Consider the following 24777-nt stretch of genomic DNA (forward strand, 5'->3'; position numbering starts at 1 on the left):
GCTGTTAGGACGCGAACGTCTGGATCAGATTCAGACCGATGATGCAGGCGATCCAGATGATCGCCATCAGCACGGTCACGCGGTCCAGGTTGCGCTCCACGGTGGTGGAGCCGGACAGGTTCGCCTGAACACCGCCACCGAAGAGGCTGGACAGACCGCCGCCCTTGCCTTTGTGCAGCAAGACGAACACGGTCATGAGGATCGCCGAAATCACCAGCACGATCTCGAGAGCAAGAGCCATCTGCGATACCTTTCCAAATCACATTGGTGCAAACTCTGTTGAGCCTACACCACTTTCTGGTGGGACCTTACATCGACGCGTTCGCGGCAGCGGCGGCAAGCTTCGCAAACTCCTGGCCATCCAGGGAGGCACCGCCGACGAGTCCACCGTCGACATCGGGCTGGCCCACGATCTCTGCGACGGTGTCCGTTTTCACCGAACCGCCGTAGAGGATGCGGACCTGATCGGCTGCGTCGTCGCCCGCAAGCTCACGGACAAGTTCACGGATGCCGTGGCAGACCTCTTGGGCGTCCGCGGCGGAGGCTACCTTGCCAGTACCGATTGCCCAGACGGGCTCGTAGGCGATGACGACCTTGGACGCATCCACACCAGCTAACGACTCACGCGTTTGCTTGACCACGAAGTCGAGGTGGTCGCCCGCCTCGCGGACCTCGAGTGGCTCGCCGACGCAGACGATTGGCGTGATGCCGTGTTCAAGGGCCTTCTTCGCCTTGGCAGCGACCTGCTCATTGGTTTCGCCGTGGTACTCGCGACGCTCCGAGTGGCCGACGACCACCCAGGTGCAGCCGAGCTTCTCCAGCATCGCGGCAGAAATGTCGCCGGTGTACGCGCCGTTGTCGTGCTCAGACACGTCCTGCGCGCCGTAGGTGATCTGGAGCTTGTCGCCTTCCACCAACGTCTGGATTGAACGAAGGTCTGTGAACGGGACAGTCAGGGCGATATCGACTACCTCGTAACCATCCTTCGGGAACGCGAAGACAAGCTTCTGCGCGCTCTGGATCGCTTCAAGGTGATCGTGGTTCATCTTCCAGTTGCCCGCGATGAGTGGTGTACGTGCCATGGATAGACCTCCTTACTGCAGAACAGAAACGCCAGGCAGGTCCTTACCCTCAATCAATTCGAGGGAAGCGCCACCGCCGGTCGAAATGTGGGAGAAGCCCTCTTCGTCGAGGCCCAGAGTGCGCACGGATGCCGCCGAGTCGCCGCCGCCGACAACCGTGAAGGAACCGTTGTCCTTCGTCGCTGCGATCATTGCCTCAGCCACTGCCTTGGTGCCGTCGGCGAAGTTCGGGAACTCAAACACACCCATGGGGCCGTTCCAGAACACCGTCTTGGAGCCCTTAATTGCCTCGGCGTAGTTCTTTGCGGTCTCCGGTCCGATATCCAGGCCCATCCAGCCCTCCGGAATCTCATCCAGACCGACGACCTTCTTCTCGGTGTCCTTGTCAAAGCCAGCACCCGCAGCGACATCAACCGGCAGAAGCAGCTTCTCGCCGAAACGTGCGATGAGCTCCTTGCAGGTATCGATCATGTCGTCCTGCAGCAGCGACTTCTGCACGTTGTGGCCCTGGGCCGCAAGGAAGGTAAAGCACATGCCACCACCGATGATGATCTTGTCTGCCTTCTCTGCAAGCGCCTCGATCACACCGAGCTTGTCGGACACCTTCGAGCCACCGAGCACCACAATGTAGGGGTTCTCCGGCTTGTCCTTGACCGCAGACAGGATCTCTACTTCCTTATCGACGAGGAAGCCTGCGTACGCCGGCAGCTTCTTCGCAACGTCGTACACGGACGCCTGGGCACGGTGCACAACGCCGAAACCGTCAGAGACGAACGCGCCGTTGTCAGCCGCCAACGCAGCGAGCTCAGCTGCGAACTCCGCGCGCTCCGCCTCGTCCTTTGAAGTCTCGCGCGGATCGAAACGAACGTTCTCCAGGAGCAGAATCTCGCCCTCGGTCAGGCCGTTGGCACGCTCGTGGGCGTCCTCGCCACTGACGTCACCTGCCAGCGGGACAAACTGCCCGAGACGTTCCGACAGTGCCTCTGCAACCGGTGCGAGAGAAAACTTCGGGTTCACCTCGCCCTTCGGGCGGCCGAGGTGTGCCATAACGATGACCTTCGCGCCGCCGTCGAGAAGCGCCTTCAGCGTAGGCAGCGACGCGTCAATGCGACCGGCATCGGTGATGTTGCCGTTCTCGTCGAGCGGAACGTTGAAGTCGGAACGAACGAGGACGTGGCGGCCGTCGACGCCTTCGTCGAGAAGCTGCTGCAAGTTCTTAGTCAAGGGGTCTCTCCTTTTAGTTCGGTGAACGCATCCCATCGTATGAAAAACGGGTCCGCCGCGCTGGAAGCGCCACGGACCCGGGGGTGCCATAACTTAGAGCTTGTCCGCGACCAGCTTGGTCAGACGGATGTACTGGGCGGTGTAAGACCACTCGTTGTCGTACCACGAGATGATCTTGACTAGGTTGCCGTCGATGACGCGAGTCATGCCAGCGTCGAAGATAGCGCCGTGCGGGTCACCGATGATGTCGGAAGAGACGATCGGGTCCTCGGTGTACTTCAGCGCCTGGCCGAACTCGCTGTCCTCCACAGCCTTCTTCACTGCCGCATTGACCTCCTCGACAGTGACATCCTTGCCCAGGGTCACGGTGAGGTCGGTGGCGGAACCGGTGATGGTCGGCACACGCATTGCGAAGCCATCGAGCTTGCCCTCAAGGCTCGGGAGCACGAGCGCCACAGCCTTAGCTGCACCGGTGGTCGTCGGAACGATGTTCTGCGCTGCCGCGCGGGCGCGACGCAGGTCCTTGTGCGGAGCATCCTGGATCCGCTGGTCACCTGTGTAAGCGTGGATGGTGGTCATCAGGCCACACTCGATACCGAACGCCTCGTCGAGGACCTTCGCAACCGGCGCGAGCGAGTTCGTGGTGCACGATGCCGCGGAGATGATGTTCTCCTTGCCCGTGTAGTCGGCGTGGTTCACGCCCCACACGTAGGTGCCATCAACTTCCTTGCCCGGTGCGGAGATGATGACCTTCTTCGCGCCGGCATCGATGTGCGCCTGAGCCTCCGGCCCCTTGCGGAATACGCCGGTGCACTCCAGCACAATGTCAACATCCAGGTCACCCCAGGCGAGGTTTGCCGGGTCCTTCTCAGCGGAGACCTCAATACGGCGGCCATCGATAGAGATCGAGTGGTCGTCGTACTCGATGTCGTGCTTGAACTGGCCGTAGGCCGTGTCGTACTTCAGCAAGTGTGCGAGAGTCTCATTGTTCGTCAAGTCATTGATCTTGACGACCTCGAGCTCGCCCTTGTACTCGTCCTCGATGATGCGGAGCGCGGAACGTCCGATACGACCGAAACCGTTAATGCCAATGCGCGTAGTCACTGTATTTTCTCCTCGATGGTTGTAGAAAACCTCGTACGCAAGCCAGTGTATCTGCGCCTCTCACAGCCTGCAGGGCGCAAATTCGCCCCAAGGCCCCCTCCCCACAACCAGGGGGAACATTCCCCCGCCGTGCCGATTCCGAATGTGGTTTCCCACACCACGACACCTCAGCACCCCCACTCCCCCTGGGGAAAATACCGCCCGCTCAGGGCACCTCATGTACCCCGCAGGCAACTGTGATTCCGAACACGTTCTGGGCGTTAATCTGAATTCACAGGATTCGGAGCCGTTTCCACTCCGTGTGTGTCCGGGATCCCCATCTCGGCTGCTCGACGATCAGCGAGCGACAGCAGCCGTCGAATACGTCCTGCAACGGCGTCCTTGGTCATCTGCGGGTCAGCCAAACGACCAAGTTCCTCGAGTGAAGCATGGCGGTGTTCCACGCGGAGGTAGCCCGCTTCCGCAAGGTGCTCAGGAACATCGTCGCCAAGAATGTCCATCGCACGCTCCACCCGAGCTGCAGCAGCTGCTGCAGCCTGCGCCGAACGGCGCGTATTGGCGTCATCGAAGGTAGCCAAGCGATTGTTTACCTTCGCTGTCACAGCCTTCGCCGCGCGCTTGCGGTCCCACTCCAGGCGGGTCAGTGGTGCCCCCATACGACTCAGCAGGATTCCGATGGTCTCGCCGTCGCGGATAGTCACTCGCTCCACACCTCGAGTTTCACGAGTCTTCGCGGTCACCGACAGACGACGAGCCAACCCAACGAGTGCGAGCGCAGCTTCCTGGCCCGGGCACGCCACTTCAAGGGTCGCGGTACGGCCAGGCTCCATCAGCTTTCCTCGCGCGAGAAACGCGCCACGCCAAGCTGCCTCAACGCCGGCCATTGATCCTGAAATCACCTGTCGCGGCATACCAACCACCGGGTGACCAGACGCTGTCACAAGCCTCAGCCGGCGGATGACATCAGCCACGTCACGTTCCACCCGAACGACATACGTGGTGTCTTTACTGCCTTGGACAGGGGGTACGGTCTCGATGGCAGGCTGGACTGCGCAGAGTTCTTGAATGGATTCCGCGAGCCTCACCGCCACCGGCTTCTCGCCGAATTCTGCGACGATGGCCAGACCGTTATCGGAAGGCTGGATCGAGCCGGCGAAACGAATAAGCGCGGTGGCTTCCGCCGCCCGAGCCTCGGTGGTACCACAAGATACGGCGAGTAGCTCTTCTTTCACCTTGCCCGTAAGCGCCAATGTTTCCGTCCTTTCATCGCCCCCTTTAACCCGGAGCAGTCTAGCTTGCAGCTGTTAGCTGCTCGTCGAGAGGTCCTTGAGCGCCGCGGCAAGCTTCAACGGATCATGAAGGTTGCGCTTCACACCATCGTCGCCTTCGACGCGTAAGGAGCGGTACTCGACGTCCGCGCCGAGCCGTTCCGCCGCACGGCGGACGTTTTCACGTTCACCGTGCGTAGTCACCATGTCACTGTCCGCCAGGAAGCAATCAACCCGCAGGTTGGGGGCGTGTTGCGCAAAGACATGAATATGACGCTCGGTGGTAAAACCATGGGTCTCCCCTGCTTCTGGGGAGAGGTTGAGTACCACAACCACCTTCGCTTCGGTCTCGTTCAACGCATCGCGCACTTGAGGCACCAACAGGTGCGGGATCACAGAGGAAAACCACGAACCAGGCCCAATGGTGACCAGATCCGCGTCCATGATCGCCTGGATGGCGTCCCGGCTCGCTGGCGGTTCGGACGGAGTCAGCCGCACACGGCGCACAGTGCCCGGTGTCGTCGCAACGGCGACTTGGCCGTGTACAGAGCGCAGCACCCGTGGGTCGTCGTCAAGCCCTGCAACATCAGCTTCAATGTCGAGGGGTTGTGGGCTCACTGGAATGACTCGTCCCTGGGAGCCGGTCCATTTGCCAACCTGGTCCAGCGCCGCTTGTGTGTCACCAAGGCGCTCCGCAAGTCCGGCGATGATCAAGTTTCCCAAAGCGTGTCCAGCCATTGCGCCATGCCCACCGAAGCGGTGCTGGAGCGTGTCGCGCCACATTGCGCCGTCCCCGCTGTCGTCGGTAAGCGCTGCCAGCGCCATGCGGAGATCTCCCGGAGGAACAATCTCCATCTCGCGACGCAGGCGGCCCGACGAGCCGCCGTCATCGGCAACTGTCACCACAGCGTTAATACGAGCTGCGCCGGCAACGCGCGCGGCCGTGAGCGTCTGGTAGAGCCCATGCCCTCCCCCGAGGCATGTGTACGTCATCGCCGCGGGATCAGTCGCGCGCATTAGTGCTTCTCCAAATCACGGTGGATGACATTGACATCAACTTGGCCCTGCTGTCGCAGTCGCCTCCCGATCGCTTCTGCGACCGCAACCGAGCGGTGGTGCCCACCTGTGCAGCCAACGCCCACAGTGATGAAGTCCTTACCTTCGTGGCGGTAGCCCTTCAACGTGCTCGACAACAGATCAACGAAATGATCCACGTATTCCTTCGCACCATCCTGCGACAGGACATAGTCTGCTACAGGTGCGTCGATACCGCGGAAGTCGCGCAGCTCCTCAACCCAGTATGGGTTGGGTAGGAATCGCACATCAATGATCAGATCAGCGTCACGTGGCGAACCATGCTTGAATCCGAAAGACTCAATAGTGACGTGTTGACGCTCCACCGGCAGCTCGCCGACCGATGCCTCAACAGCGCGGCGTAGGTCGTGCACAGACAAATTGGACGTGTCGATGATGACATCTGCGGCCGAACGGATGCCTTCCATTTCCTCGCGTTCGCGATCGATGCCGTCCTGCAAGGTACCATCGCCCTGCAGCGGGTGCGTGCGCCGCACGGAGTCGAATCGGCGGATCAGCACATCGTCACGCGCCTCAAGAAACAGCACGAACGGTGAGTAACCACGTCGACGGAGCCCCTCAAGGGTGTCGGCCAATGAACCGTTGAACCGGTCTGCGCGCACGTCCGACACGACCGCCAGCCGTTCCACTGGGGAATCGTCCGCTGCTGCAAGGTCCACAAGCTCCAGAATTAACTGGGGTGGCAGATTCTGTGAAACGAAGAAACCTTTGTCCTCGAATACTTTCGCTGCGGTGGACAATCCGCCACCGGACAAGCCGGTGATGATCACCGGACGCCAACTGGCGGAACGCAAATCGTGTGGCAATGCTTGAGCAGAAGCTGTGGACATGGCGCTCATCCTAACGAAGCGCAGCGAGCCGCGTCGCGGTTCCGCAAAAGCTGCCGCAAAACCTGCCTCATAACCAGCCTCAAAACCAGCTACGTATGAAGGTGCTCGTAGATCGTCGCGGCGAGTTTCGGACCGACGCCTTTAACCTCCTGGATCTCCTCGATAGAAGCCTCTTTGATCTTCTTCACCGAGCCAAAGTGCTTCACCAAATCGGTTCTCCGCGCGGGGCCTAGTCCCGGGACTGCGTCGAGGGCGGACGCTCGCATGCGCTTCGAGCGTTGCTGGCGGTGGTAGGTGATGGCGAACCGGTGGGCCTCATCACGCACCTGCTGGAGCAGATACATGCCTTCGGAGTTTCGCGGCAGGATCACCGGCTCGTCGTCGTCTGGCACCCACACTTCCTCGAGGCGTTTGGCCAATCCGATGAGTTGTACATCGACGATGCCGAGGTCGTCGAACACAGCCTGTGCGGCATTAACCTGGGGTTTGCCGCCGTCGACGATGAACAACTGGGGAGGGTAAGCGAAGCGTTTCGCACCGGTCGATTCGTCGGCCTCGTCCTCGAAGGTCTGCGCCTCAGCGACCTCATCAGGGTTGGCGAGTTTGTCCTCGTTGTAGCGCTTGAAGCGCCGGCGTGTGACCTCGGCGATGGACCCGACGTCGTTGGATCGACCATCGCCGGCTGCTTCCTTGATGCGGTATCGACGGTAGTCGTTCTTTTTGGGCAAACCGTCCTCGAACACCACGAGGGAGGCTACAACGTCGGTGCCTTGGATGTGGGAAATATCGGTGCATTCAATACGCAGCGGCGCTTCGTCCATCCCGAGCGCGTCCTGGATATCTTGCAGGGCCTGCGATCGTGCGGTCAGGTCACCGACCCGCTTCAACTTGTGCTGGTGGAGCGCTTCGGCGGCGTTTTTGTGCACTGTTTCCATCAGTGCACGTTTATCACCGCGCTGCGGCACGCGAAGGTCCACAGGCCCGCCACGTAGTTCTTCGAGAAGTTGGGTCACTTCCGGCAGTTCCGCGGGCAGCGTCTCGACGAGAATCTCACGCGGCACCGGCATCGGTGCCGCCGCTTGCGCACGTGACTCCTGATCTACGCCTCGGCGGCGAACCTTCTGCGCTTCGATCTTGCGATCCTCTTCACGCTCCTGCTTCACTCGCTCGACCGCATCCGAGTAGTACTGGACCAGGAAGTTCTGCATCAACGTTGGCAACGTTGGGTCGGTCTGGCCTTCCTCCAGACGTTCTGCGGCTCCGGGCTCATCGCCCGTTTTTTCGACAACCCAGCCCCGCTGTGCGCGGATGCGCCCATCGCGGACGTTGAAAATCTGCACCGCCGCTTCAAGCTCGTCGGTATCAAAGGCGATGATATCCGCGTCGGTGTCCTGGCTGAGGACGACCGTCTGGCGCTCCATTACCTTTTCGACGGCGCCGAGGTCGTCGCGAAGCCGCGCCGCCTTTTCAAACTCGAGGTTCTCCGCGGCCTCCTCCATCTGTGCGGTGATGCCACGGACAAGCTTCTCGGAGCGACCTGCCATGAAGCCAAGGAAGCCCTGGACGATCTCGTCGTACTCGGCTTCGTCGACACGACCGACGCAGGGTGCCGCACACTTGTCGATGTACCCAAGCAAGCAAGGGCGTCCAAGGGATTCGTGACGGTTAAACACACCGTTGGAACACGTCCGAATCGGGAACACGCGCGTGAGCAGATCGAGGGTCTCGCGCACCGCCCACGCATGCGAGTACGGGCCGAAATAGCGTACGCCCTTACGCTTGGGGCCGCGGTAGAAGAACGCGCGCGGGTAGCGTTCGCGCACGCTGACGGCAAGCATTGGGTAGGTCTTGTCGTCGCGGTACATGACGTTAAACCACGGGTCGAAGCGCTTGATCCATGTGTATTCGAGCTGGAGCGCCTCTACCTCGGATGCGACAACGGTCCATTCGACTGAAGCGCCGGTGTAGACCATCTGCCGGGTCCGCGGGTGCAGAGTCTCCGGTGGCTGAAAGTAGTTGCTCAGGCGCGCACGAAGATTTTTGGCTTTGCCAACGTAGATGACACGCCCGTCGCGGTCCCGGAACTTATACACGCCCGGATCGGTTGGGATCGTTCCGGGCGCTGGGCGGTAAGACTGGGGGTCAGCCAAGGGTTAATCCTTAGGCATGTATTTGGCTTCGAGCTTGCGGAATTGCTCGACAGCCTGAATCGCGCGCTCTTTATCGCCTGATTGGATCGCCCACAGGGTGACGTACTCGAATTCCGGAAGTTCGAGTCGCGCCATGCGGGAGCCCTTGGGGAAGCTCAAACCGTAAATGACGGTCCAGGGGTAGAAACGGGTGCCGATGATGTTGGCTACCTGGACGCCGTCTTCGTTGACGCGCACCCGAGGGCGAGTCAGTGCGATCCAGGACAGGACGGAAATAATCAGGCCAACGCCCACGAACGCAAACTTATCCACGCTGGTAATTGCGATGCCCGAGAACTGCGCGTCCACGGCCCACGCCATGAAGAAATGCACGGCCATGACAAGGATGATCCAGCCGATCGCCACGGTTCGCAGGTACTTCGACGAAATCTCAAGCTCCCACGGCTTCGTCGAGGTGTTGGCGTGCGGATCAAGCGCAGTCAGGTAAGCAGCTTCCTGCTCGTTCGTTATGTGTGTGCCTGCTGGTTGATCAGTCACTTCCGCACTCCTTGTCAACTTGAAAACGCTCTTGCTTCTCGACGACTCCGTGCCGCGCTAGCTCCGGCTACTTTAACCCTTTAGCGGCAAAGCGCGAACTTTCTGCAGTTCAACTAAGGCTCCAGCGGCCGCACGCATCGCTTCGGCGCCTTTGTCTTCTTTCGCGTCTTCCCCACCGGCACGCTCGTAAGCCTGGTCTTCTTCTTCAACCGTGAGCACGCCGTTGCCTACCGGCGTTTCCTCATCCAATGCAATACGGGTGAGGCCAGCGGTGACAGAGTCGCAAACGTAATCAAAGTGGGCAGTTTCGCCACGGATGACGCAGCCGAGGGCCACTACCGCGTCGTAGCGCTTTGCGCATGCCTGCACCACAACTGGCAACTCCAACGCGCCTGCTACCGCATATTCATCGACTTTAACGCCCAGTTCTCGGGCCTCATCTCGTGCGCCAGCGCGCAGCATCTCGACGATCTTTTCATTCCAGCGGGTGTAAACGACGGCGACGGTAAGCCCCTCCGCTTGCAGGGAATAGTCCTCGGGTGCTCCAGTAGCTGCCACTGGTGGGTCTCCTTGATACCTAGTTGGTGTGGTGTTGTGGGTGTTGTGTGTTGTGTTCTTCAGCCCAACCGAGAATGCCGGGCAGGTCGTGTCCCATCCTGTCGCGCTTCGTCCGCAAATAGGCGATGTTGTCGTGGTTAGGAACCACTTCGATCCTACTGCGGTGAGCAACCTTGGGGATCAGACCGGCAAAGGCATCGACTTTTTGGGGATTGTTGGTCATCAGATCGACCGAACCGATACCCAGGTCTGCAAGGATGTCGCTTGCTGCGGAATAGTCGCGTGCGTCGACTGGCAGGCCTTGTTCAAGGTTTGCATCAACGGTGTCGAGCCCGTCGTCCTGTAAACGGTAGGCGCGCAGCTTGGCGAGTAACCCGATTCCGCGTCCCTCATGTCCACGCAAGTAGACGATAACGCCGCGGCCTTCCTGCTGAATGCGGCGCATTGATTCCTGAAGCTGCGGACCACAGTCGCAACGGCGGGAGCCAAACACATCGCCGGTGAGACATTCCGAATGCACGCGGACGAGAACGTCCTCGGCGTCGCGCAGTGCATCAAGTTCCCCCGCGATCAGCGCAACATGCTCGGTCTCAGTCAACGTATCCAGGTAGCCAACCGCAGTGAATTCACCGAACTCCGTTGGTAAACGAGTAGCAGTGCTGCGTTCGACAAATCGTTCATGCTGGCGACGGTACGCAGCGAGCTGCTCGATCGAAATCATCGGAAGCCCGTGCGTATTCGCGAACCTGCGGAGCTCGTCGAATCGAGCCATGTCTGCCGGGTCATCTTCAGAAACGATCTCGCACAGGGCACCGACAGGGGCCTTACCCGCAAGCGTTGCAAGGTCTACCGCTGCCTCCGTGTGTCCGTCCCGGACAAGTACTCCCCCGTCACGCGCTCGCAGGGGCACAACGTGTCCGGGCCTCGTAAACGACTCTGGGGTCGCGGAATCGTCGGCAAGTAATGCGATCGTCGTGGCGCGCGAACGTGCGGAAATACCGGTGGTGCCGGTTGCTGCATCAACGGTCACGGCGTAGGCAGTGCCGTGCAGGTCCTGGTTTTGCGCAACCATCGGGGGCAGATCGAGGGCCGTGGCCCGTTCGTCCGACATGGACACGCAAATGTAGCCAGAGGTGTACCTCACCATAAACGCCACCAACTCCGGCGTGGCGTCTTGTGCGGCGAAGATGAGATCGCCCTCGTTTTCGCGATCCTCACTGTCCACGACGACGACTGCTTTGCCCTCGCGGATGGCGGCAATCGCCTCCTCCACAGTGTTCAACTCGGTGTCCAAGTCGGTGGTGTGATTACCGGCGCTACCGGCGGATGCTGTCATACCGTTCAACCCTAGCCCTGCACCATTTTCTCAACGTACTTGGCCACGATATCCACCTCAAGGTTCACCGGATCACCGACCGTAAGGTCACCAGCAGTGGTATCGCGCAGCGTGGTGGGGATCAGCGACACCTCGAAAAAATCGTCTCCAACCGCGGAAACCGTCAGCGACGTTCCGTTGACCGTAATGGATCCTTTCTCCACCACATACCGACCAAGATTCGCGGGCAGAGTGAAGCGCACTACCTCCCAGTGCTTCGAAGGCGTGCGAGAGACAACCTCGGCGACACCATCGACGTGGCCCTGCACGATATGTCCGCCCATGCGCTGACCAGCAGCCAACGCGCGCTCTAGGTTGACCTTGCTCCCCTCGCTATAGGTGCCGAGACGCGAGCGATCCAGCGTTTCGCGCATCACGTCAGCGGTGAATACGCCAGCAACGTTGTCAACCACCGTCAGACACACGCCGTCGACCGCGATGGAGTCCCCCGGTGATGCATCCTCGGTGACCTTCGGCGCACGCACCGCGATCCGGACGGCATCCTCGAGCTGCTCAAGCGTGTCGACGACACCAATCTCCTCAACGAGTCCCGTAAACACAGTTCAGTCCTTCTCCATTTCTATAAGCACATCGTTGCCGATCCGGCGCACATCAGTGGTGCGGAAACGTTTAGCGTCGCCAATCGTTCCCGCGATTTCGCGGTCGAGCACTCCCCGTCCGGACCCCAGCAGTGCAGGGGCAATGTAGGCCTGCACCGCGTCTACCAGGTCGAGTTCCAGGAAACTCGCCGCCAATGTTGCCCCGCCTTCTACAAGCACATCTCTCGCGCCGCTATCCCACAGCGCTGTCAGCGCGGCCTGTGGAGTGTCGTATTGCTCAAACCCGAGCTCGGTCAGGTTGCCGCTGGGAACAGCCCGCTTACCGACGACCACACGTCGCGGCTGGTGCTCATACAGAGCGCCATCGCTGTGGCGGGCGGTCAACGATGGGTTGTCAGCAAGCGCGGTCCCCGTGCCAATGACAATCGCGTCACGTTTCGTGCGATCTGCGTGCACAGCGGCGCGGGCTTCGTCGCAAGTGATCCACTTGCTCGTCTTATCGGCCGCTGCCGTAAACCCGTCCAGCGTCGACGCAAACTTCAGCGTCACACTCGGGCGGTTGTTGCGCACCGAGCGAAGCCAGGGCTGCAGTGCCTCCACACGGGTGTGAAGTAGGGCCACATCCAATCCATGTGTTCGCAGCCAATCCGCGCCGCCGGATGCAGGCTCAAACGGATCAGCGGTCAGATACACCACCCTCGCAATTCCGGCATCCACCAACGCTTGGGTGCACGGACCTGTCCTGCCAGTGTGGTTGCACGGTTCCAAAGTGACAACGGCTGTCGCGCCCTTCGTCCGTGGTCCCGCTTCACGCAGGGCGTTGACCTCAGCATGGGGCCCGCCCGCGGGAGAGGTCCCGCCAGTCGCGATAACTTCCCCGGATGCGGTCACGATTGCGCAGCCCACCGGCGGGTTCGGCGAGGTCGTCCCGCGCACTGCGTCACCCGCCGCTATGGCCGCAGAAACCGCGTTGGCTAACGCGGGATTATCACGTGTCACGCCTGCGCAGCCTCAGTTGCCAACTCGCGGAGGCGCTCTACCGCCTGGGCTGGGTCATCAGCGCCGAATACGGCGGAACCAGCAACGAATGCGTCCACACCGGCCGCTGCCGCTTGTGCGATAGTGCTGTTGGCAATGCCACCGTCGATACCAATGATTGTGTCCAGGCCCGCTTCCGCAATGCGATCGCGAAGCGTCATCACCTTGCCCAGGACCTCGGGCATGAACTTCTGGCCGCCAAATCCTGGCTCGACACTCATGACCATGACCTGATCAAAATGCTCGAGGTCATCGAGGTACGGCTCGATTGCGGTCCCTGGCTTGATGGCGAAGCCGGACTGTACACCGAGTTCGCGGCACTGCTTCGCAGCAGCTACATGGTCGTCGGTCGCTTCGACATGGAACACGAGGCGGTCGCCGCCGGCCTTGACGTAGGTTTCAAACCACCGCTCCGGCTCCTCGATCATCAAATGCATATCCAGGAATTGGTCCGTCACGCCGTCAACCGCCTTGGTCACGTCGGGACCAAAGGACAAGTTGGGCACAAAGTGGCCGTCCATGATGTCAACGTGGATCAGGTCTGCGTTGGGGACCTTGCGGACGTCGTCGCCAAGCGCTGCATAATTAGCGGCAAGAATTGATGGTGCGATGTAAATCATGAGGTGTCCTTAAACTTCGGTGGTCGGCTCGGGTCCGAGTTTTCGCAGTACAGCGAAAAACATAGCGTCTGTTCCGTGTCGGTGCGGCCACATCTGGACGCTTGGCAAGTCGCCAACGTCATCCATGCCCGCTGCGTACTGGCTCGCATCGAGCTCCTCGACCTTGCCATCAGCGAGGATCGTGTCGACGATTCCCCTGGTTTCTCGCACATCGGGTGAGCACGTGGAGTAGACGACAATACCGCCGGACTTAACTAGCTCGATTGCAGCCGAGAGCAATTCGCGCTGAAGCACGTTGAGTTCCGCGATGTCTTCCTCACGCTTGGTCCAACGCGCCTCTGGGCGGCGGCGAAGCGCTCCGAGACCGGAACAGGGTGCGTCGACGAGAGCACGGTCGTAGCCCGGCTCAAGGCCAGAACGACGACCATCGGCAGTATGGACGCGCACAGGAAGATCACGCACGGTTTTCCGAATGAGTTCAGCACGGTGCGGACTCACTTCGACGGCATCAACTACTGCGCCATCGATAGCAGCCAGCGCCCCCATGAGCGCCGCCTTACCTCCCGGCCCAGCGCACAAGTCGAGCCATCGGCCTTGGTCGTCTTCGACCGGCACGTCCACTACTGCACGCGCAATCACCTGCGAGCCCTCGTCCTGAACTGCGGCGAGCCCCTCGCGTACCGGCTGCAACTGTCCTGGATCACCTTCAGGGAGGTAGACGGCGTACGGTGAGTAGCGCCCCTCTTCTCCGCCAGTGACCAGCGCTAACTCCTCCGCACTCATCTCGCCTGGTCGAGCAACAAGATGTACGACCGGGCGGGCTGAATCAGCCTCAAGCGCAGCCTCAAGCTCGTCGTCTCTCGAGCCCAGTGCAGCACGGATCGATTCCGCGATCCACACCGGGTGCGCATGGCGGAACGCCACCGCAGCAAGCGGGTCCTCCGGTTCAAGCTTGCGGAGCCACTCCTCCGCTGGAGTCCGCGTAATCGAGCGCAACACGCCGTTGACAAAGCCCTTGGCCTTGAATTGACCGGCCGCTTCAACCAAACGTACGGAGGTGTCGACGGCCGCATGGTCCTCCACTCGCGTGTACAGCAACTGGTAGGTGCCGAGCCGCAACGAAGTCAGCACTTCAACAGCCATTCGGTCCAGGCCGCGGGATGCGTTGTCTGCAATCACAGCGTCAAGAACACCAAGGCTGCGCAGCGTGCCGTAAGTCAGCTCGGTTGCAAACGCAGCGTCACGACCGGTGATCTTTCGCTCACGCAAGACCGTCGGCAGGGTGAGGTTTGCAAACGCCGCGTCGCGCTCGACGCGTACCAACACCTCAAATGCCGCCTCGCGCGCCGGGTCACCGATGCGTGCGGTTGCGTTCACAGGTGCTGCTTCTTTGCGACGCCTCGGCGCCTGCCGCGTGTTTGCTCGCCCGTTTCGCTTCGGCTGGTGTTCACGGCGCCCTGCTGCGCGTGACCGGAATCCACCACTCATTCGAACGTCATCCCTTCCGCCCGGACATCGTTGGCCAAGCCTCGAGCCCAATCAGCTGCGTTCATCATTTTCTTGCCGGGTGCCTGAATCGTGCTGAGCACGACGTCACGAGTTCCGGTTCCCACTCGCACCTCGTTCTTGCCAAATGCAACCTGGCCCGGGGCGAGCTCGGTTGAATCGACAGACGTTACTGGCCCGAGCTTGAATCGCTCCTCGCCTCGCATAGTCCATGCACCAGGCGCTGGAGTATGCGCACGAATTGCCCGATCGATGACCGTGGAATCGGCGGCCCAGTCAACGCGCGCATCTGCAGTGAGAATCTTTGGCGCATAGGTTCCCTCTTCAGGCTGTGCTTTCGGCGTCAGTGTGCCGGATTCAAGACCATCCATGGTGCGAACGAGCAGGTCTGCGCCGGAGTACGCCAAACGCTCGAGAAGAACACCGGCGGTGTCGTCGTCGGAAATTGTGTCTGTGAGCGTGTCCAAAATGTCGCCGGTGTCCAACCCTTCGTTGATCCGGAACGTCGTCGCACCGGTGGAGGCATCGCCCTCGCGGATCGCGGCCTGTACCGGCGCAGCACCGCGCCACTGCGGCAGCAGCGAGAAGTGCAAGTTCACCCAACCGTGCGTCGGAATATCGAGCATGCCAGCAGGAATCAGGTTGCCGTACGCAACGACCGGGATCGCGTCTGGGGCGATGTCGCGCAGTCGGGCCGCGGTGTCGTCGTCAAGTTTCTCGGGTGTGAGCACTTCAATGCCATGCTCGAGTGCAACTGCCTTCACCGGCGACGGATGCAACGTGCGCCCCCTGCCTTTGCGTGCATCGGGTCGCGTCAGCACGGCCACTACCTCATGTTCCGATGCCAGCAGCCGCTCCAGTGCCACTGCCGCCGGCTCAGGGGTACCTGCAAATACAAGTCTCACAGTTAGTTCTCCTTATTCCACTCCGCCGCGGCAATCGCATCGAGTGCCGCTTTGCGGTCAGCTGGCGACATTCGGGCCGTAAACATCACGCCGTCGAGATGGTCTGCTTCGTGCTGAATGCAGCGTGCGAGCAATCCGCTGCCGCGTAGTGTCAGCGGGCGCCCACACATGTCGGCGCCATGGGCAACCACGGTGTTGTGCCGCTCAACAGTCCCGCGAACATCAGGCACCGAAAGACATCCCTCCACACCAATTTGGGTATCTTCGCCCAACGGCGTCCACACCGGGTTCACGATGTGTCCCCGAAGGCCCTGACAATCGAACACAAACACTCGCTGTGCGACACCGACCTGGTTTGCCGCTAGGCCAACACCCCCAGCCGCATCCATCGTCTCAAGCATGTCACCCACGAGCCTGTGCAGGCGTTCGTCGAACACATCCACCTCCTCCGCTGCCGTGTTGAGCACCGGATCCCCGAATAGACGAATGTCGCGTATGGCCATGAACGCCAAGTGTACTGACCTGGACAAGCGAAATTTCGCTTACCCGATATCCACCGGATTGACCTGGATACGCAGTGGCAGCTCCTGCTTCGACGTCGTCCACGCGACTGCCCCTGCCCGCAGCGCCTTGCCCAGCGCAGACCGCCCAGTTAACGGCGCGCGCACCAGCATGCGCTGCGCCGGACCGTACTCACGCTGATCCCACTCGCCGGGCAAACGCACACCCGGGGGCAAATCCACAGGCCCCAGGATCTCCGCGTAGTCCGGCAGGTCGGTGCGCTCAAAGAACGGCTCCAGCGCGTCTCGGGGCGCGTCAACCACGGCAACGTGGACCGCCGGCGGAAATCTCGCCTCGCGGCGCAAAGCCAGCTCTGCAGCTGCAAATCCCGGCGCGTCCCAGCGAATGAGATGCTGCACGACCGGCATGCTCGGCTCCGCTACCACTACGACTTCTCCGCCATCGGCATGCGGTTGGACAAGCGTGGCAGCAGCCATCCATTTCGACAGCGTGTCCTCCACTGCCCTTAAGTCAGGGCGTTGCACGAGCGCCCACGCGTCAAGCAGCACAGCAGCACCGTATCCGCCTGGTACTCGAGGCTCCGCACCTGGCGTGGCGACGACAATCGCAGGCCCCGCGTCAATCGTGCGCGAAATACGATCGCCCCCGGACGTTTTGACCCTATATTTCGCAAACGCACGGCCAAGCTCTTCTGCGGTGCGTTCGGTGCCCAGTACGACAGCCCGCACACGCCGGGAACCGCATGCCGGACACACATGTGCAGGGTCCATTCGGCCACACCACCGGCATGTCGGTGCCGCTGCTTCACCACCGGACGGCAACCCCAGCGGTCCGTTGCACCAACGGCAACGCGACGGTGTACGACACTGCCCACAGGCGAGTGATTGGATATACCCGGTGCGCGGAACCTGGAACAACACAGGAGTGCCTCGCTCAAGGGCTTTCGTCGCAGCCGCAAATGCTGACGAAGGAAGACGGGCTTGTTTCGCCCTTGGATCCCGTTCGAGCTCAAAGTCAGAATCGCCCGCGGCGTGAATGTAAGGCGAACGTGTACGAAGCGTTTGGCGGGGTGCAACCAGTTCGTGCATCCAGCCAGATTCCACCAACAGTTGCGCCTCTGCTGTGCGTGAGAATCCGCCAATGACCAAACATGCGCGCTCAAGGCTCGAGCGCGTCGTGAGCACCTCCCTGGCGTGAACGTAGGGCGCGCGGGGATCCACGAGGTTGTCATCGCCGTCGAACATCACGACCATCAACCGCAAGTTCTGCACCGGCGCGAACGCGGCGGAGCGGGTCCCTACCACGATGCGCCCTTGGCCGTGCAGAACGGACAGGTAGCGGGAATACCGTGCTTGGGGTCCCTGGGAGGCGGTCAAAGTCGTCACTTGTTTTGCCGCAACGAGCTCGCGTAGCGCTTCCTCGCAACGGTCAACAGCATCTTGGTCCGGAACCACGATGAGCGCGCCACCGCCGTCCTTTGCCACCTTGACAGCGAGTGCGGCAAGCGCGGCAGGCCAATCCTCGCCCGGCACCAACTGCCACGCGGCACGAGCCAGCTTTCCCTCTACTACGGCATCGACGAAGGACTCACCGTGTGTGTACGTCGTCCATGCGGAAAGGTCCGGCTCGGCGATCTCCCCGAGCTCCACCCATGGTGTGGAGGTATCCGTTTCTTCCGCTTTCGCATGTCGTGCGGGTATTGCAGAGCGATAAATGTCGGATCGGATGCCTGCGTACCGGTCCGCGAGTGCGTCGATAAGCATGCGCGTGTGCTCCGGGGCCACGACCTCGGGTGAGATAACGCGTTCGATGAAGCGCAGTGAGCCTTCATGGCTTGTCGACGACACCCGCTCCAGCACGATCGCATCCACGAGCCTGCCTGCAAACCGAACCCGCACGCGGACGCCTGGCTGTGCGGCTTCGGCATCCTGCTCGTCGACAAGATAATCGAAGGCCCGATCAAGGTGCGCGAGCCCCAACATAGGCAGCACGCGGGCCACAGGCAGGTTGGCAGCTCGCGTGTTGGACATGGTGCAGCATTCTAAACCACGCCACGACACGACACTCCGGACCTAAGGCTCAGCTGTGCGAAACAGTGCGGTAGTAATAGATGCATCACAAATCAATCGCGCCGATGAGGGACCCGCTTCCGCCATGAAACGTCTGCTTCCCGCAGTCTTATCCGTCTGTATATCCACTGCAGTTGCCGCAGGAGCCATGACTGCTCCCCAAGCACATGCGGTTGACGTCACAAATCTTTCGCTAGGAAGCAAGCAGACACAACTGCTTTTTGCAGGCTCCTCCCTTGGCCCGATACTTAGTCCAGGTAACGGCTCGCCGATCGACAACGTATCCGCCTACATCCACGGCTCGTCGCAAGGCGCACAGCAAGCCGTACAGGACAACTGGCGCAAGGCATACAACCAACTCCCCCAACAAGTTCGAGATAGCGTGCCACCTCACCTGCGCCCTGCACCGCAGGAAGAAGAGACTGTGCCGGTAACCGTGGTCCCGGCAGCGGAGCCAACGTTGTCTCCTAACGCGGCCAACTGCAGCAATTGCGTAGCAATTACGTACGACGACGGACCGGTTCCCGGTACGGAGCGCCTGCTCGACATCTTCAAGCGCAAGAATGCGCATGCGACGTTTTTCGTCGTCGGTAACAACGTCAATGCAAACCCGAAGATCCTGCGCCGCATCCGCGCCGAGGGCCACACGATTGGCAACCACTCGTATTCACACCCGGACCTGGCGCGCCAGTCCGACGCGACGATCGGGTCACAGCTCAGCGACACGAGTGCTGCCATTGAGAAGCAATCGGGAGTGAAGGTGCACTGGGTGCGCCCGCCCTACGGTTCTTACGACGGCCGTGTGATCAACTCGTCCAAAGCGCGGGGGCTTTCTTTAGCAATTTGGGATGTTGACACGATGGATTGGAGCCACCGTGACACCGCACGTACCTGCTCCATAGCGGTCAATCAGGCGCAAGCGGGATCGATTGTGCTCATGCACGACATCCACGAGCCGACCATCAACGCAGCGGAATGCATCATCGATGGTCTGCGCGCCAAGGGGCTGCGTCCGGTAAGCCTCGACGAGATGATTAAGGACCCCGTCCCGGGGCGTGTGTACACCCACGCGAATTAGCCGTTAGACTTCATCGCCATGACTGATCCAGGCGAGCATGGCGAGCATACAGACGAGCAATCGGAAGACACTGCAGACCGCGAAGGTTGGCTCAAGGCATTTCCCTATGCCGTTTTTGCACTGTATGTGATCGCACCTGCGCTCCTCATTCCCGTCGCTGGCACGCCATGGCTCCTCGTTGGTTTCATCTTTGCTGTCGCCGCCATCGCAGGGCTTGTCGACGGCACCTGCTTCCGTCCCTCTTGGACATTGCCACTATCCGCCGCTGGCGGTTTCTGGGTGGCGAAGATCCTTTACTTCAATGACGGCACCTTCATCTATGCACTCGGCGTGGCTGTCGTGTCGGCGCTTTGCGCGTGGCTGATGTCTTTGGTGCGCAAACAGCCGGCCCCGATGTCGTCGACAAGCAGTGCGCAGGTGTAGCCGATGGAAACCTGGAGCCTCAACCACCCGAAGTATGGGCTTATCGAACTGCGTGTGGGATTCGACCGCGACTTCGCGGCAGAGGACCCTGAGTGGCCCGGAGATGAGACTGACAAGGAAGGTACGCTAGCCACAGACGAGCACACCCTGCGCGAACGCATCGAACTCTGGGCAAAGAATCCGAGTGAGCGCATGGAAGTGTGTGTCGACGGCACCGTGCAGCACCGCTACAACGACGTGAACAGCGGGCGACTCCCCCTTTTTGGAAACGGCGGGGCAAAACTCGAGACTCCAATGGGGATCGGCGTTGACCGCCAAAAGCCTCACCTTAAACTGCGTGCAAGTGGCTTCGACGAACTGCTCAGTGTCGAGTTTCGGGAGGGCGACACCATCGTCGAGTTCGACCCTCCAGAAGGCTCACGCGGTGCGAAACGGCGTCGGACAATGGAATCGAGTTCGCTCAAGCGCACACTCATCCCTATGGCCGAAGGCTTGGGCAAAGGTGGCTGGGCGCTGGCGGTGATTGTCCTCGGTCCGATCGTAAGCCGAATCATCGACCGGCTTCTGCGATACCTTCCGGACTGGGAACTTCCCGACATCACCTTGCCGCACATGGATCTTCCGGTCCCGCACCTTCCCCAGATGGATCTTCCGCTCCCCCAGATCAACTGGCCTGAATTCGACCTCCCGGACTTGCCCGAGTGGGTTCTTGTTGCGCTCGAATACTCCAAGATCTGGCTGCCAATCCTCATTGGCGTGGTTGTCGGAATCGTGGCCTTGCGCAACCACAAGAAGTCTGAACAGCAAAAAGCCGCCTGGGACAAACCCCAAGCGGCTTCGAAGGAAACTTAAACGCCTGCGGCTGCGCGCAAGTCGTCCACCTTATCGGTGTGCTCCCAAGGCACATCGATGTCTGTGCGACCAAAGTGGCCGTAGGCAGCGGTTTGGCTGTAGATCGGGCGCTTCAAATCCAAATCACGGATGATCGCATCCGGTCGCAGATCGAAGACCTTCTCCACTGCCTGCTGGATCGACTCGTTGGTCTGCCCCTCAGCGGCGGTACCGAACGTCTCCACGTACAGGCCAACCGGGGTTGCACGACCAATTGCGTACGCAACCTGAACCTCAACACGGTCTGCGAGGCCCGCAGCGACAATGTTCTTCGCCACCCAACGTGTCGCATACGCGCCGGAGCGGTCCACCTTTGAGGGATCCTTGCCAGAGAACGCGCCACCGCCATGGCGTGCCATACCGCCGTAGGTATCCACAATGATCTTGCGTCCGGTCAGGCCTGCGTCCGCCATCGGACCACCGGAGATAAACGAGCCAGACGGATTGATCAGGACCTTGGTGTCCTCGCGGTAGAACTTCTCCAGACCGGCATCTTCCATGACCCAAGCGATAACGTGCTCTCGCAGCGCCTTCTCAAGTGCCTCACCAGTGAAGTGTGGGTCGTGCTGCGTGGAGATCACGATCGTGTCGATAAACGCCGGGGTATCACCGTCGTACGCAAACGTGACCTGAGTCTTGCCGTCTGGGCGAAGGCCGTCGACGATGCCCTCGTGGCGCACTTGGGACAGTCGGCGTGAAAGGCGGTGCGCAGTCGCAATCGGCAACGGCATGTACTCAGGGGTCTCGTTGGAGGCGTACCCAAACATTAGCCCCTGGTCACCCGCACCAGACTGGTCAGTCTCTTCAGTGGAGGCCTGTTCGCGCACCTCCTGGGAGGTGGTCACGCCATCCGCAATCTCCTGCGACTGATCACCGATTGCGATGTTGACGCCACAGCTGTTGCCGTCGAAACCAACCTCGGAGGAGGTGAACCCGATTTCCACCAATTTGTCGCGCACGATCTTCGCAATATTGGAGTACGCAGACGTGCGCACCTCTCCAACAACGTGAACCTGTCCAGTGGTAACGAGCGTTTCCACTGCAACGCGGGACTGTGGGTCCTGCGCGAGCATGTCGTCCAAAATCGCGTCCGAGATCGCATCGCAGATTTTGTCTGGGTGCCCTTCAGTGACGGACTCACTGGTGAACAGTCGGTAGTAAGTGTCGAGTGACAACGGATCTTTCCTTTACGTGGCCTTGAGGCTGATTCTCCAACACACTAGACCAAGCGGTCTAAGTACGCAAAGCTAAGCGCGAAGCTTTTCAATCGCATTCCAGATCCGAGCGGCTACCTCGTGTTTCGTTCCGTCCTCAATTTCCACTTCTTCGCCGGACGCACTCAGCAACCAGCCGCGGTTAGTTGACTGGCCAAACACATTGCCACCAGCAACCGAGTTCAGCATGAGCAAATCCGCGCCCTTACGCTTGAGTTTCGCGCGACCATTCTCAAGTTCGTTGTCCGTCTCAGCTGCAAACCCGACGATCGTGGCATGAGTCTCGCCAGCATCTCGCTTTTCGACGAGACCTTTAAGGATGTCCGGGTTCTCGGTCAAGCGAACAACGGAGAGCGCGTCATCGCTCTTGCCCTTCTTCAGTTTCGTCGTAGCTTCCGATTCTGGACGGTAATCGGCCACGGCGGCCGCCATCACGATGATGTCTGCGTCTGCGGCACGCTCATCCATCGCGTCTTTCATCTCACGTGTGGATTGCACACGCACCACCTCCGCCCCTGAGGGCACAGATAGTTCCGCGGTTGCTCCAGCCACGATCGTGACCTGTGCTCCCCGCTGCGCTGCGATGTCCCCGAGCGCAAACCCCTGCTTGCCAGAGGATCGGTTACCAATGAAACGCACAGGATCAATATTTTCTTGCGTTCCTCCCGCGCTAATAAGTACGCGGGTTCCTGCGAGCGTCTGCTTCATTGGACCGGTTGCCAACACCGTACGGGCTAGCTGCGCAATCGCCTCAGGGTCCGGCAAACGACCCGGACCCGTGTCCTTTCCCGTCAGGCGCCCATGCGCCGGCTCAAGAACCGTAATCCCACGCGAACGAAGCACCTCTACATTGTGTTGCGTAGCTGGGTTATTCCACATTTCGGTGTGCATTGCAGGCGCAAGCACGACGGGGCATGTGGCCACAAGAATGGTTGCAGCCAACAGGTCATCTGCTCGGCCTGCTGCGACACGAGCCATGAGATCAGCGGTTGCAGGTGCGACAACGATGAGATCGGCCTCTTGACCGAGACGGACGTGCTGGACTTCGTCGACACGTTTGAATACCCCAGTATCAACTGGGTTTCCGCTCAGCGCCTCAAATGTTGCTGCGCCCACGAACGACAACGCGCTTTCCGTAGGGATAACGCGCACATTATCGCCATGTTCTTTAAAGTCGCGAACCAAGTGGCATGCCTTATACGCAGCAATTCCACCGGAGACACCGATCACAACGTTCTTGGGGGCAGACGTGGCTTCGTTCATGTGGGCCAAGCATACAAAAACGCCGTTGTGCGAGCCCCAATGGCTCGCACAACGGCGTCATTAGCAGAAGCGCTTACTGGCCTTCCTCATGTTCGAGGAGACCTGCCTCGATCTCACGCAGCGCGATCGACAGCGGCTTCTCACCAGGCTCTGGCGTTACCAGCGGGCCGATGAACTCGAAAACACCATCTTCGGAGTTCTGGTAGAAGCTGTTGATCTGACGTGCACGCTTGGCTGCAAAGATCACCAGAGCGTACTTCGACGAGACCTTCGTCAGCAGTTCATCGATCGGGGGCGCGGTAATGCCGTCCGGGGTGTCGTAGACACGTTCCTGCTGAGTCTCCTCAACAGCGGTGTCCTGCGACAGGTCATTGGTTGATTCAGTCACTAAAACCCACTCGCTAATTGTTGTCGGATGTTGCGCCTAGAAGGATGCGCGCAATGTGTGCAACGGCATCGTCGACATCGTCATTCACAACAACGGTGTCGAACTCCCCTTGCGCATCGAGCTCCTCGCGCGCGGTGGTGAGCCTGCGCTCAATCACAGCTTCCGTCTCGGTCCCACGACCCGTGAGACGTTCAACGAGGACTTCCCACGACGGGGGTGCAAGGAACACTGTACGCGCTTCAGGCATGAGCTGCTTGATGTTGCGAGCACCTGCGAGGTCCACCTCTACGAGTACCGGGCGCCCGTCTGCAAGAGCTTCACGGACCGGACCCGCAGGCGTGCCCGAGCGCTGAAGGCCTCCGTGAATGTCAGCCCATTCCAGCATCTCACCAGCATCGATGCGCTGTTGAAAATCATTCGAGGAGACGAAGTAGTAATCCCTACCATCGACTTCGCCCGGGCGTGGAGCTCGAGTTGTCATCGAGACAGAAAAGTAGAGGTCCGGCACCTCGCCGCGCAGGCGGCTAACCACCGTTGACTTACCTACGGCAGACGGTCCGGCCAAAACGACCAGCTGCCCGCGGGGCGCCACCTCAGCCATGTTTAGTTCTCTTCGAAGCCGAAGCGCTCGAGCAGAGCACGACGCTGACGCTCACCCAGGCCACGCAGGCGACGGGTCTGAGCGATCTCCAGCTCCTCCATGATCTCGCGAGCCTTGACCTTGCCAACCTTCGGCATGGCCTCGAGCAAAGCGGAAACCTTGGTCTTGCCGATGATCTCGTCGGTGTCAGCCTTCTCCAGCACGTCCTTGAGCGTGGTCTCGCCGCGCTTCAGGGAGGCCTTCAGCTCAGCGCGCTTCTTGCGAGCCTCAGCCGCCTTCTCGAGGGCTGCCTTGCGCTGTTCATCGGTCAACTGTGGAAGTGCCACGGGTTCCTCCATGTAGGTAGTTCATTCAATATGTTCAGGCCGACTCGTGCCGGCGCGGGGCCTCCTCCACACTCTGCGTTTCAGAAGGCGCACCGCATCCGACACAGTCTAACACTGCATCTGGTTGGCACCGGGAAAATGGAGCGCATT

Annotated in this window: 26 protein-coding genes; 3 read left to right on the forward strand and 23 right to left on the reverse strand. The window is 60.5% G+C overall.

Annotated features, from left to right (window positions below; all coding sequences use genetic code 11):
• Positions 1 to 4: 4 nt before the first annotated feature.
• The 18 genes from secG to HMPREF2734_RS08195 form a co-directional block, all read right to left on the reverse strand.
• A complete protein-coding gene (gene secG / locus HMPREF2734_RS08110; RefSeq protein WP_070423126.1) occupies positions 5 to 241 on the reverse strand; it encodes a preprotein translocase subunit SecG in 237 nt (78 codons plus the stop codon).
• Positions 242 to 308: 67 nt separating this feature from the next.
• The gene (gene tpiA, locus HMPREF2734_RS08115) at positions 309 to 1082 is read right to left on the reverse strand and encodes a triose-phosphate isomerase (RefSeq protein WP_070484828.1); all 774 of its coding nucleotides are present in this window, start codon (positions 1080 to 1082) and stop codon (positions 309 to 311) included.
• 12 nt (positions 1083 to 1094) lie between these two features.
• Positions 1095 to 2306: a phosphoglycerate kinase gene (gene pgk / locus HMPREF2734_RS08120; RefSeq protein WP_070770984.1), complete on the reverse strand. Its 1212-nt coding sequence runs from the start codon at positions 2304 to 2306 to the stop codon at positions 1095 to 1097.
• Positions 2307 to 2399: 93 nt separating this feature from the next.
• A complete protein-coding gene (gene gap / locus HMPREF2734_RS08125) occupies positions 2400 to 3410 on the reverse strand; it encodes a type I glyceraldehyde-3-phosphate dehydrogenase (protein ID WP_070570376.1) in 1011 nt (336 codons plus the stop codon).
• Between the two features lie 260 nt (positions 3411 to 3670).
• On the reverse strand, positions 3671 to 4660 hold the full coding sequence (gene whiA, locus HMPREF2734_RS08130; protein ID WP_070570378.1) for a DNA-binding protein WhiA: 990 nt from the start codon (positions 4658 to 4660) through the stop codon (positions 3671 to 3673).
• Positions 4661 to 4714: 54 nt separating this feature from the next.
• A complete protein-coding gene (yvcK, locus tag HMPREF2734_RS08135) occupies positions 4715 to 5695 on the reverse strand; it encodes a gluconeogenesis factor YvcK family protein (protein WP_070451408.1) in 981 nt (326 codons plus the stop codon).
• A complete protein-coding gene (rapZ, locus tag HMPREF2734_RS08140; protein WP_070423120.1) occupies positions 5695 to 6603 on the reverse strand; it encodes an RNase adapter RapZ in 909 nt (302 codons plus the stop codon). The genes yvcK and rapZ overlap by 1 nt, the downstream gene beginning before the upstream one ends.
• Before the next feature lie 89 nt (positions 6604 to 6692).
• The gene (gene uvrC / locus HMPREF2734_RS08145) at positions 6693 to 8753 is read right to left on the reverse strand and encodes an excinuclease ABC subunit UvrC (protein WP_070423119.1); all 2061 of its coding nucleotides are present in this window, start codon (positions 8751 to 8753) and stop codon (positions 6693 to 6695) included.
• Positions 8754 to 8756: 3 nt separating this feature from the next.
• Complete coding sequence (locus HMPREF2734_RS08150) at positions 8757 to 9290, reverse strand: PH domain-containing protein (protein WP_246816805.1); 534 nt, start codon at positions 9288 to 9290, stop codon at positions 8757 to 8759.
• 72 nt (positions 9291 to 9362) lie between these two features.
• Positions 9363 to 9848: a 6,7-dimethyl-8-ribityllumazine synthase gene (gene ribH / locus HMPREF2734_RS08155; protein ID WP_070423117.1), complete on the reverse strand. Its 486-nt coding sequence runs from the start codon at positions 9846 to 9848 to the stop codon at positions 9363 to 9365.
• Between the two features lie 19 nt (positions 9849 to 9867).
• Complete coding sequence (locus tag HMPREF2734_RS08160; RefSeq protein ID WP_070423116.1) at positions 9868 to 11184, reverse strand: bifunctional 3,4-dihydroxy-2-butanone-4-phosphate synthase/GTP cyclohydrolase II; 1317 nt, start codon at positions 11182 to 11184, stop codon at positions 9868 to 9870.
• A gap of 11 nt (positions 11185 to 11195) precedes the next feature.
• Positions 11196 to 11783: a riboflavin synthase gene (locus tag HMPREF2734_RS08165; RefSeq protein ID WP_070570380.1), complete on the reverse strand. Its 588-nt coding sequence runs from the start codon at positions 11781 to 11783 to the stop codon at positions 11196 to 11198.
• Positions 11784 to 11786: 3 nt separating this feature from the next.
• A complete protein-coding gene (gene ribD, locus HMPREF2734_RS08170) occupies positions 11787 to 12782 on the reverse strand; it encodes a bifunctional diaminohydroxyphosphoribosylaminopyrimidine deaminase/5-amino-6-(5-phosphoribosylamino)uracil reductase RibD (protein WP_070570382.1) in 996 nt (331 codons plus the stop codon).
• Entirely contained in the window at positions 12779 to 13441 is a 663-nt protein-coding gene (rpe, locus tag HMPREF2734_RS08175) for a ribulose-phosphate 3-epimerase (protein WP_070423113.1), read from the reverse strand. Before rpe ends, ribD begins: the two co-directional genes overlap by 4 nt.
• A 9-nt stretch (positions 13442 to 13450) precedes the next feature.
• Positions 13451 to 14929 (reverse strand): RsmB/NOP family class I SAM-dependent RNA methyltransferase, encoded by a 1479-nt coding sequence (locus HMPREF2734_RS08180; protein WP_070570384.1) that lies wholly within the window; start codon positions 14927 to 14929, stop codon positions 13451 to 13453.
• Positions 14926 to 15852: a methionyl-tRNA formyltransferase gene (gene fmt / locus HMPREF2734_RS08185; protein ID WP_070423111.1), complete on the reverse strand. Its 927-nt coding sequence runs from the start codon at positions 15850 to 15852 to the stop codon at positions 14926 to 14928. Before fmt ends, HMPREF2734_RS08180 begins: the two co-directional genes overlap by 4 nt.
• Positions 15853 to 15854: 2 nt before the next feature.
• Positions 15855 to 16355 (reverse strand): peptide deformylase, encoded by a 501-nt coding sequence (gene def, locus HMPREF2734_RS08190; protein WP_070423242.1) that lies wholly within the window; start codon positions 16353 to 16355, stop codon positions 15855 to 15857.
• 39 nt (positions 16356 to 16394) lie between these two features.
• Positions 16395 to 18404, reverse strand: a complete 2010-nt coding sequence (locus HMPREF2734_RS08195) for a primosomal protein N' (RefSeq protein ID WP_070570385.1) — start codon at positions 18402 to 18404, stop codon at positions 16395 to 16397.
• A 187-nt stretch (positions 18405 to 18591) separates the two neighbouring features.
• Between HMPREF2734_RS08195 and HMPREF2734_RS08200 the strand changes: the two genes are divergently transcribed.
• The 3 genes from HMPREF2734_RS08200 to HMPREF2734_RS08210 are packed head-to-tail and all read left to right on the forward strand — an operon-like array spanning position 18592 to position 20796.
• A complete protein-coding gene (locus HMPREF2734_RS08200; protein ID WP_070570387.1) occupies positions 18592 to 19521 on the forward strand; it encodes a polysaccharide deacetylase family protein in 930 nt (309 codons plus the stop codon).
• A gap of 18 nt (positions 19522 to 19539) precedes the next feature.
• Positions 19540 to 19944, forward strand: a complete 405-nt coding sequence (locus tag HMPREF2734_RS08205; protein WP_070570389.1) for a hypothetical protein — start codon at positions 19540 to 19542, stop codon at positions 19942 to 19944.
• Between the two features lie 3 nt (positions 19945 to 19947).
• Positions 19948 to 20796 (forward strand): hypothetical protein, encoded by an 849-nt coding sequence (locus tag HMPREF2734_RS08210; protein WP_070451389.1) that lies wholly within the window; start codon positions 19948 to 19950, stop codon positions 20794 to 20796.
• Here HMPREF2734_RS08210 and metK read toward each other — a convergent pair.
• The 5 genes from metK to mihF all read right to left on the reverse strand — a co-directional run bounded on the left by metK (position 20793) and on the right by mihF (position 24627).
• Positions 20793 to 22010, reverse strand: a complete 1218-nt coding sequence (metK, locus tag HMPREF2734_RS08215; protein ID WP_070423106.1) for a methionine adenosyltransferase — start codon at positions 22008 to 22010, stop codon at positions 20793 to 20795. The genes HMPREF2734_RS08210 and metK overlap by 4 nt on opposite strands.
• Before the next feature lie 72 nt (positions 22011 to 22082).
• Positions 22083 to 23312, reverse strand: coding sequence for a bifunctional phosphopantothenoylcysteine decarboxylase/phosphopantothenate--cysteine ligase CoaBC (gene coaBC, locus HMPREF2734_RS08220; RefSeq protein WP_141750457.1), 1230 nt, complete (start codon positions 23310 to 23312; stop codon positions 22083 to 22085).
• 73 nt (positions 23313 to 23385) lie between these two features.
• Positions 23386 to 23700 (reverse strand): DNA-directed RNA polymerase subunit omega, encoded by a 315-nt coding sequence (rpoZ, locus tag HMPREF2734_RS08225; protein ID WP_371325710.1) that lies wholly within the window; start codon positions 23698 to 23700, stop codon positions 23386 to 23388.
• 13 nt (positions 23701 to 23713) lie between these two features.
• Positions 23714 to 24301, reverse strand: coding sequence for a guanylate kinase (gene gmk / locus HMPREF2734_RS08230; protein WP_070423104.1), 588 nt, complete (start codon positions 24299 to 24301; stop codon positions 23714 to 23716).
• A 2-nt stretch (positions 24302 to 24303) separates the two neighbouring features.
• A complete protein-coding gene (gene mihF / locus HMPREF2734_RS08235; protein WP_070423240.1) occupies positions 24304 to 24627 on the reverse strand; it encodes an integration host factor, actinobacterial type in 324 nt (107 codons plus the stop codon).
• Positions 24628 to 24777 lie beyond the last annotated feature (150 nt).

It is taken from the genome of Corynebacterium sp. HMSC055D05 (assembly GCF_001810365.1).
GTDB lineage: Bacteria > Actinomycetota > Actinomycetes > Mycobacteriales > Mycobacteriaceae > Corynebacterium > Corynebacterium coyleae.

Bases quoted from the DNA above. Each gene is read 5' to 3' on its own strand.
- secG (WP_070423126.1), bottom strand. From the start codon at position 241: ATGGCTCTTGCTCTCGAGATCGTGCTGGTGATTTCGGCGATCCTCATG.
- tpiA (WP_070484828.1), bottom strand. From the start codon at position 1,082: ATGGCACGTACACCACTCATCGCGGGCAACTGGAAGATGAACCACGAT.
- yvcK (WP_070451408.1), bottom strand. From the start codon at position 5,695: ATGCGCGCGACTGATCCCGCGGCGATGACGTACACATGCCTCGGGGGA.
- rapZ (WP_070423120.1), bottom strand. From the start codon at position 6,603: ATGTCCACAGCTTCTGCTCAAGCATTGCCACACGATTTGCGTTCCGCC.
- HMPREF2734_RS08160 (WP_070423116.1), bottom strand. From the start codon at position 11,184: ATGACAGCATCCGCCGGTAGCGCCGGTAATCACACCACCGACTTGGAC.
- rpe (WP_070423113.1), bottom strand. From the start codon at position 13,441: ATGATTTACATCGCACCATCAATTCTTGCCGCTAATTATGCAGCGCTT.
- HMPREF2734_RS08180 (WP_070570384.1), bottom strand. From the start codon at position 14,929: ATGAGTGGTGGATTCCGGTCACGCGCAGCAGGGCGCCGTGAACACCAG.
- def (WP_070423242.1), bottom strand. From the start codon at position 16,355: ATGGCCATACGCGACATTCGTCTATTCGGGGATCCGGTGCTCAACACG.
- HMPREF2734_RS08195 (WP_070570385.1), bottom strand. From the start codon at position 18,404: ATGTCCAACACGCGAGCTGCCAACCTGCCTGTGGCCCGCGTGCTGCCT.
- HMPREF2734_RS08200 (WP_070570387.1), top strand. From the start codon at position 18,592: ATGACTGCTCCCCAAGCACATGCGGTTGACGTCACAAATCTTTCGCTA.
- HMPREF2734_RS08205 (WP_070570389.1), top strand. From the start codon at position 19,540: ATGACTGATCCAGGCGAGCATGGCGAGCATACAGACGAGCAATCGGAA.
- HMPREF2734_RS08210 (WP_070451389.1), top strand. From the start codon at position 19,948: ATGGAAACCTGGAGCCTCAACCACCCGAAGTATGGGCTTATCGAACTG.
- coaBC (WP_141750457.1), bottom strand. From the start codon at position 23,312: ATGAACGAAGCCACGTCTGCCCCCAAGAACGTTGTGATCGGTGTCTCC.
- gmk (WP_070423104.1), bottom strand. From the start codon at position 24,301: ATGGCTGAGGTGGCGCCCCGCGGGCAGCTGGTCGTTTTGGCCGGACCG.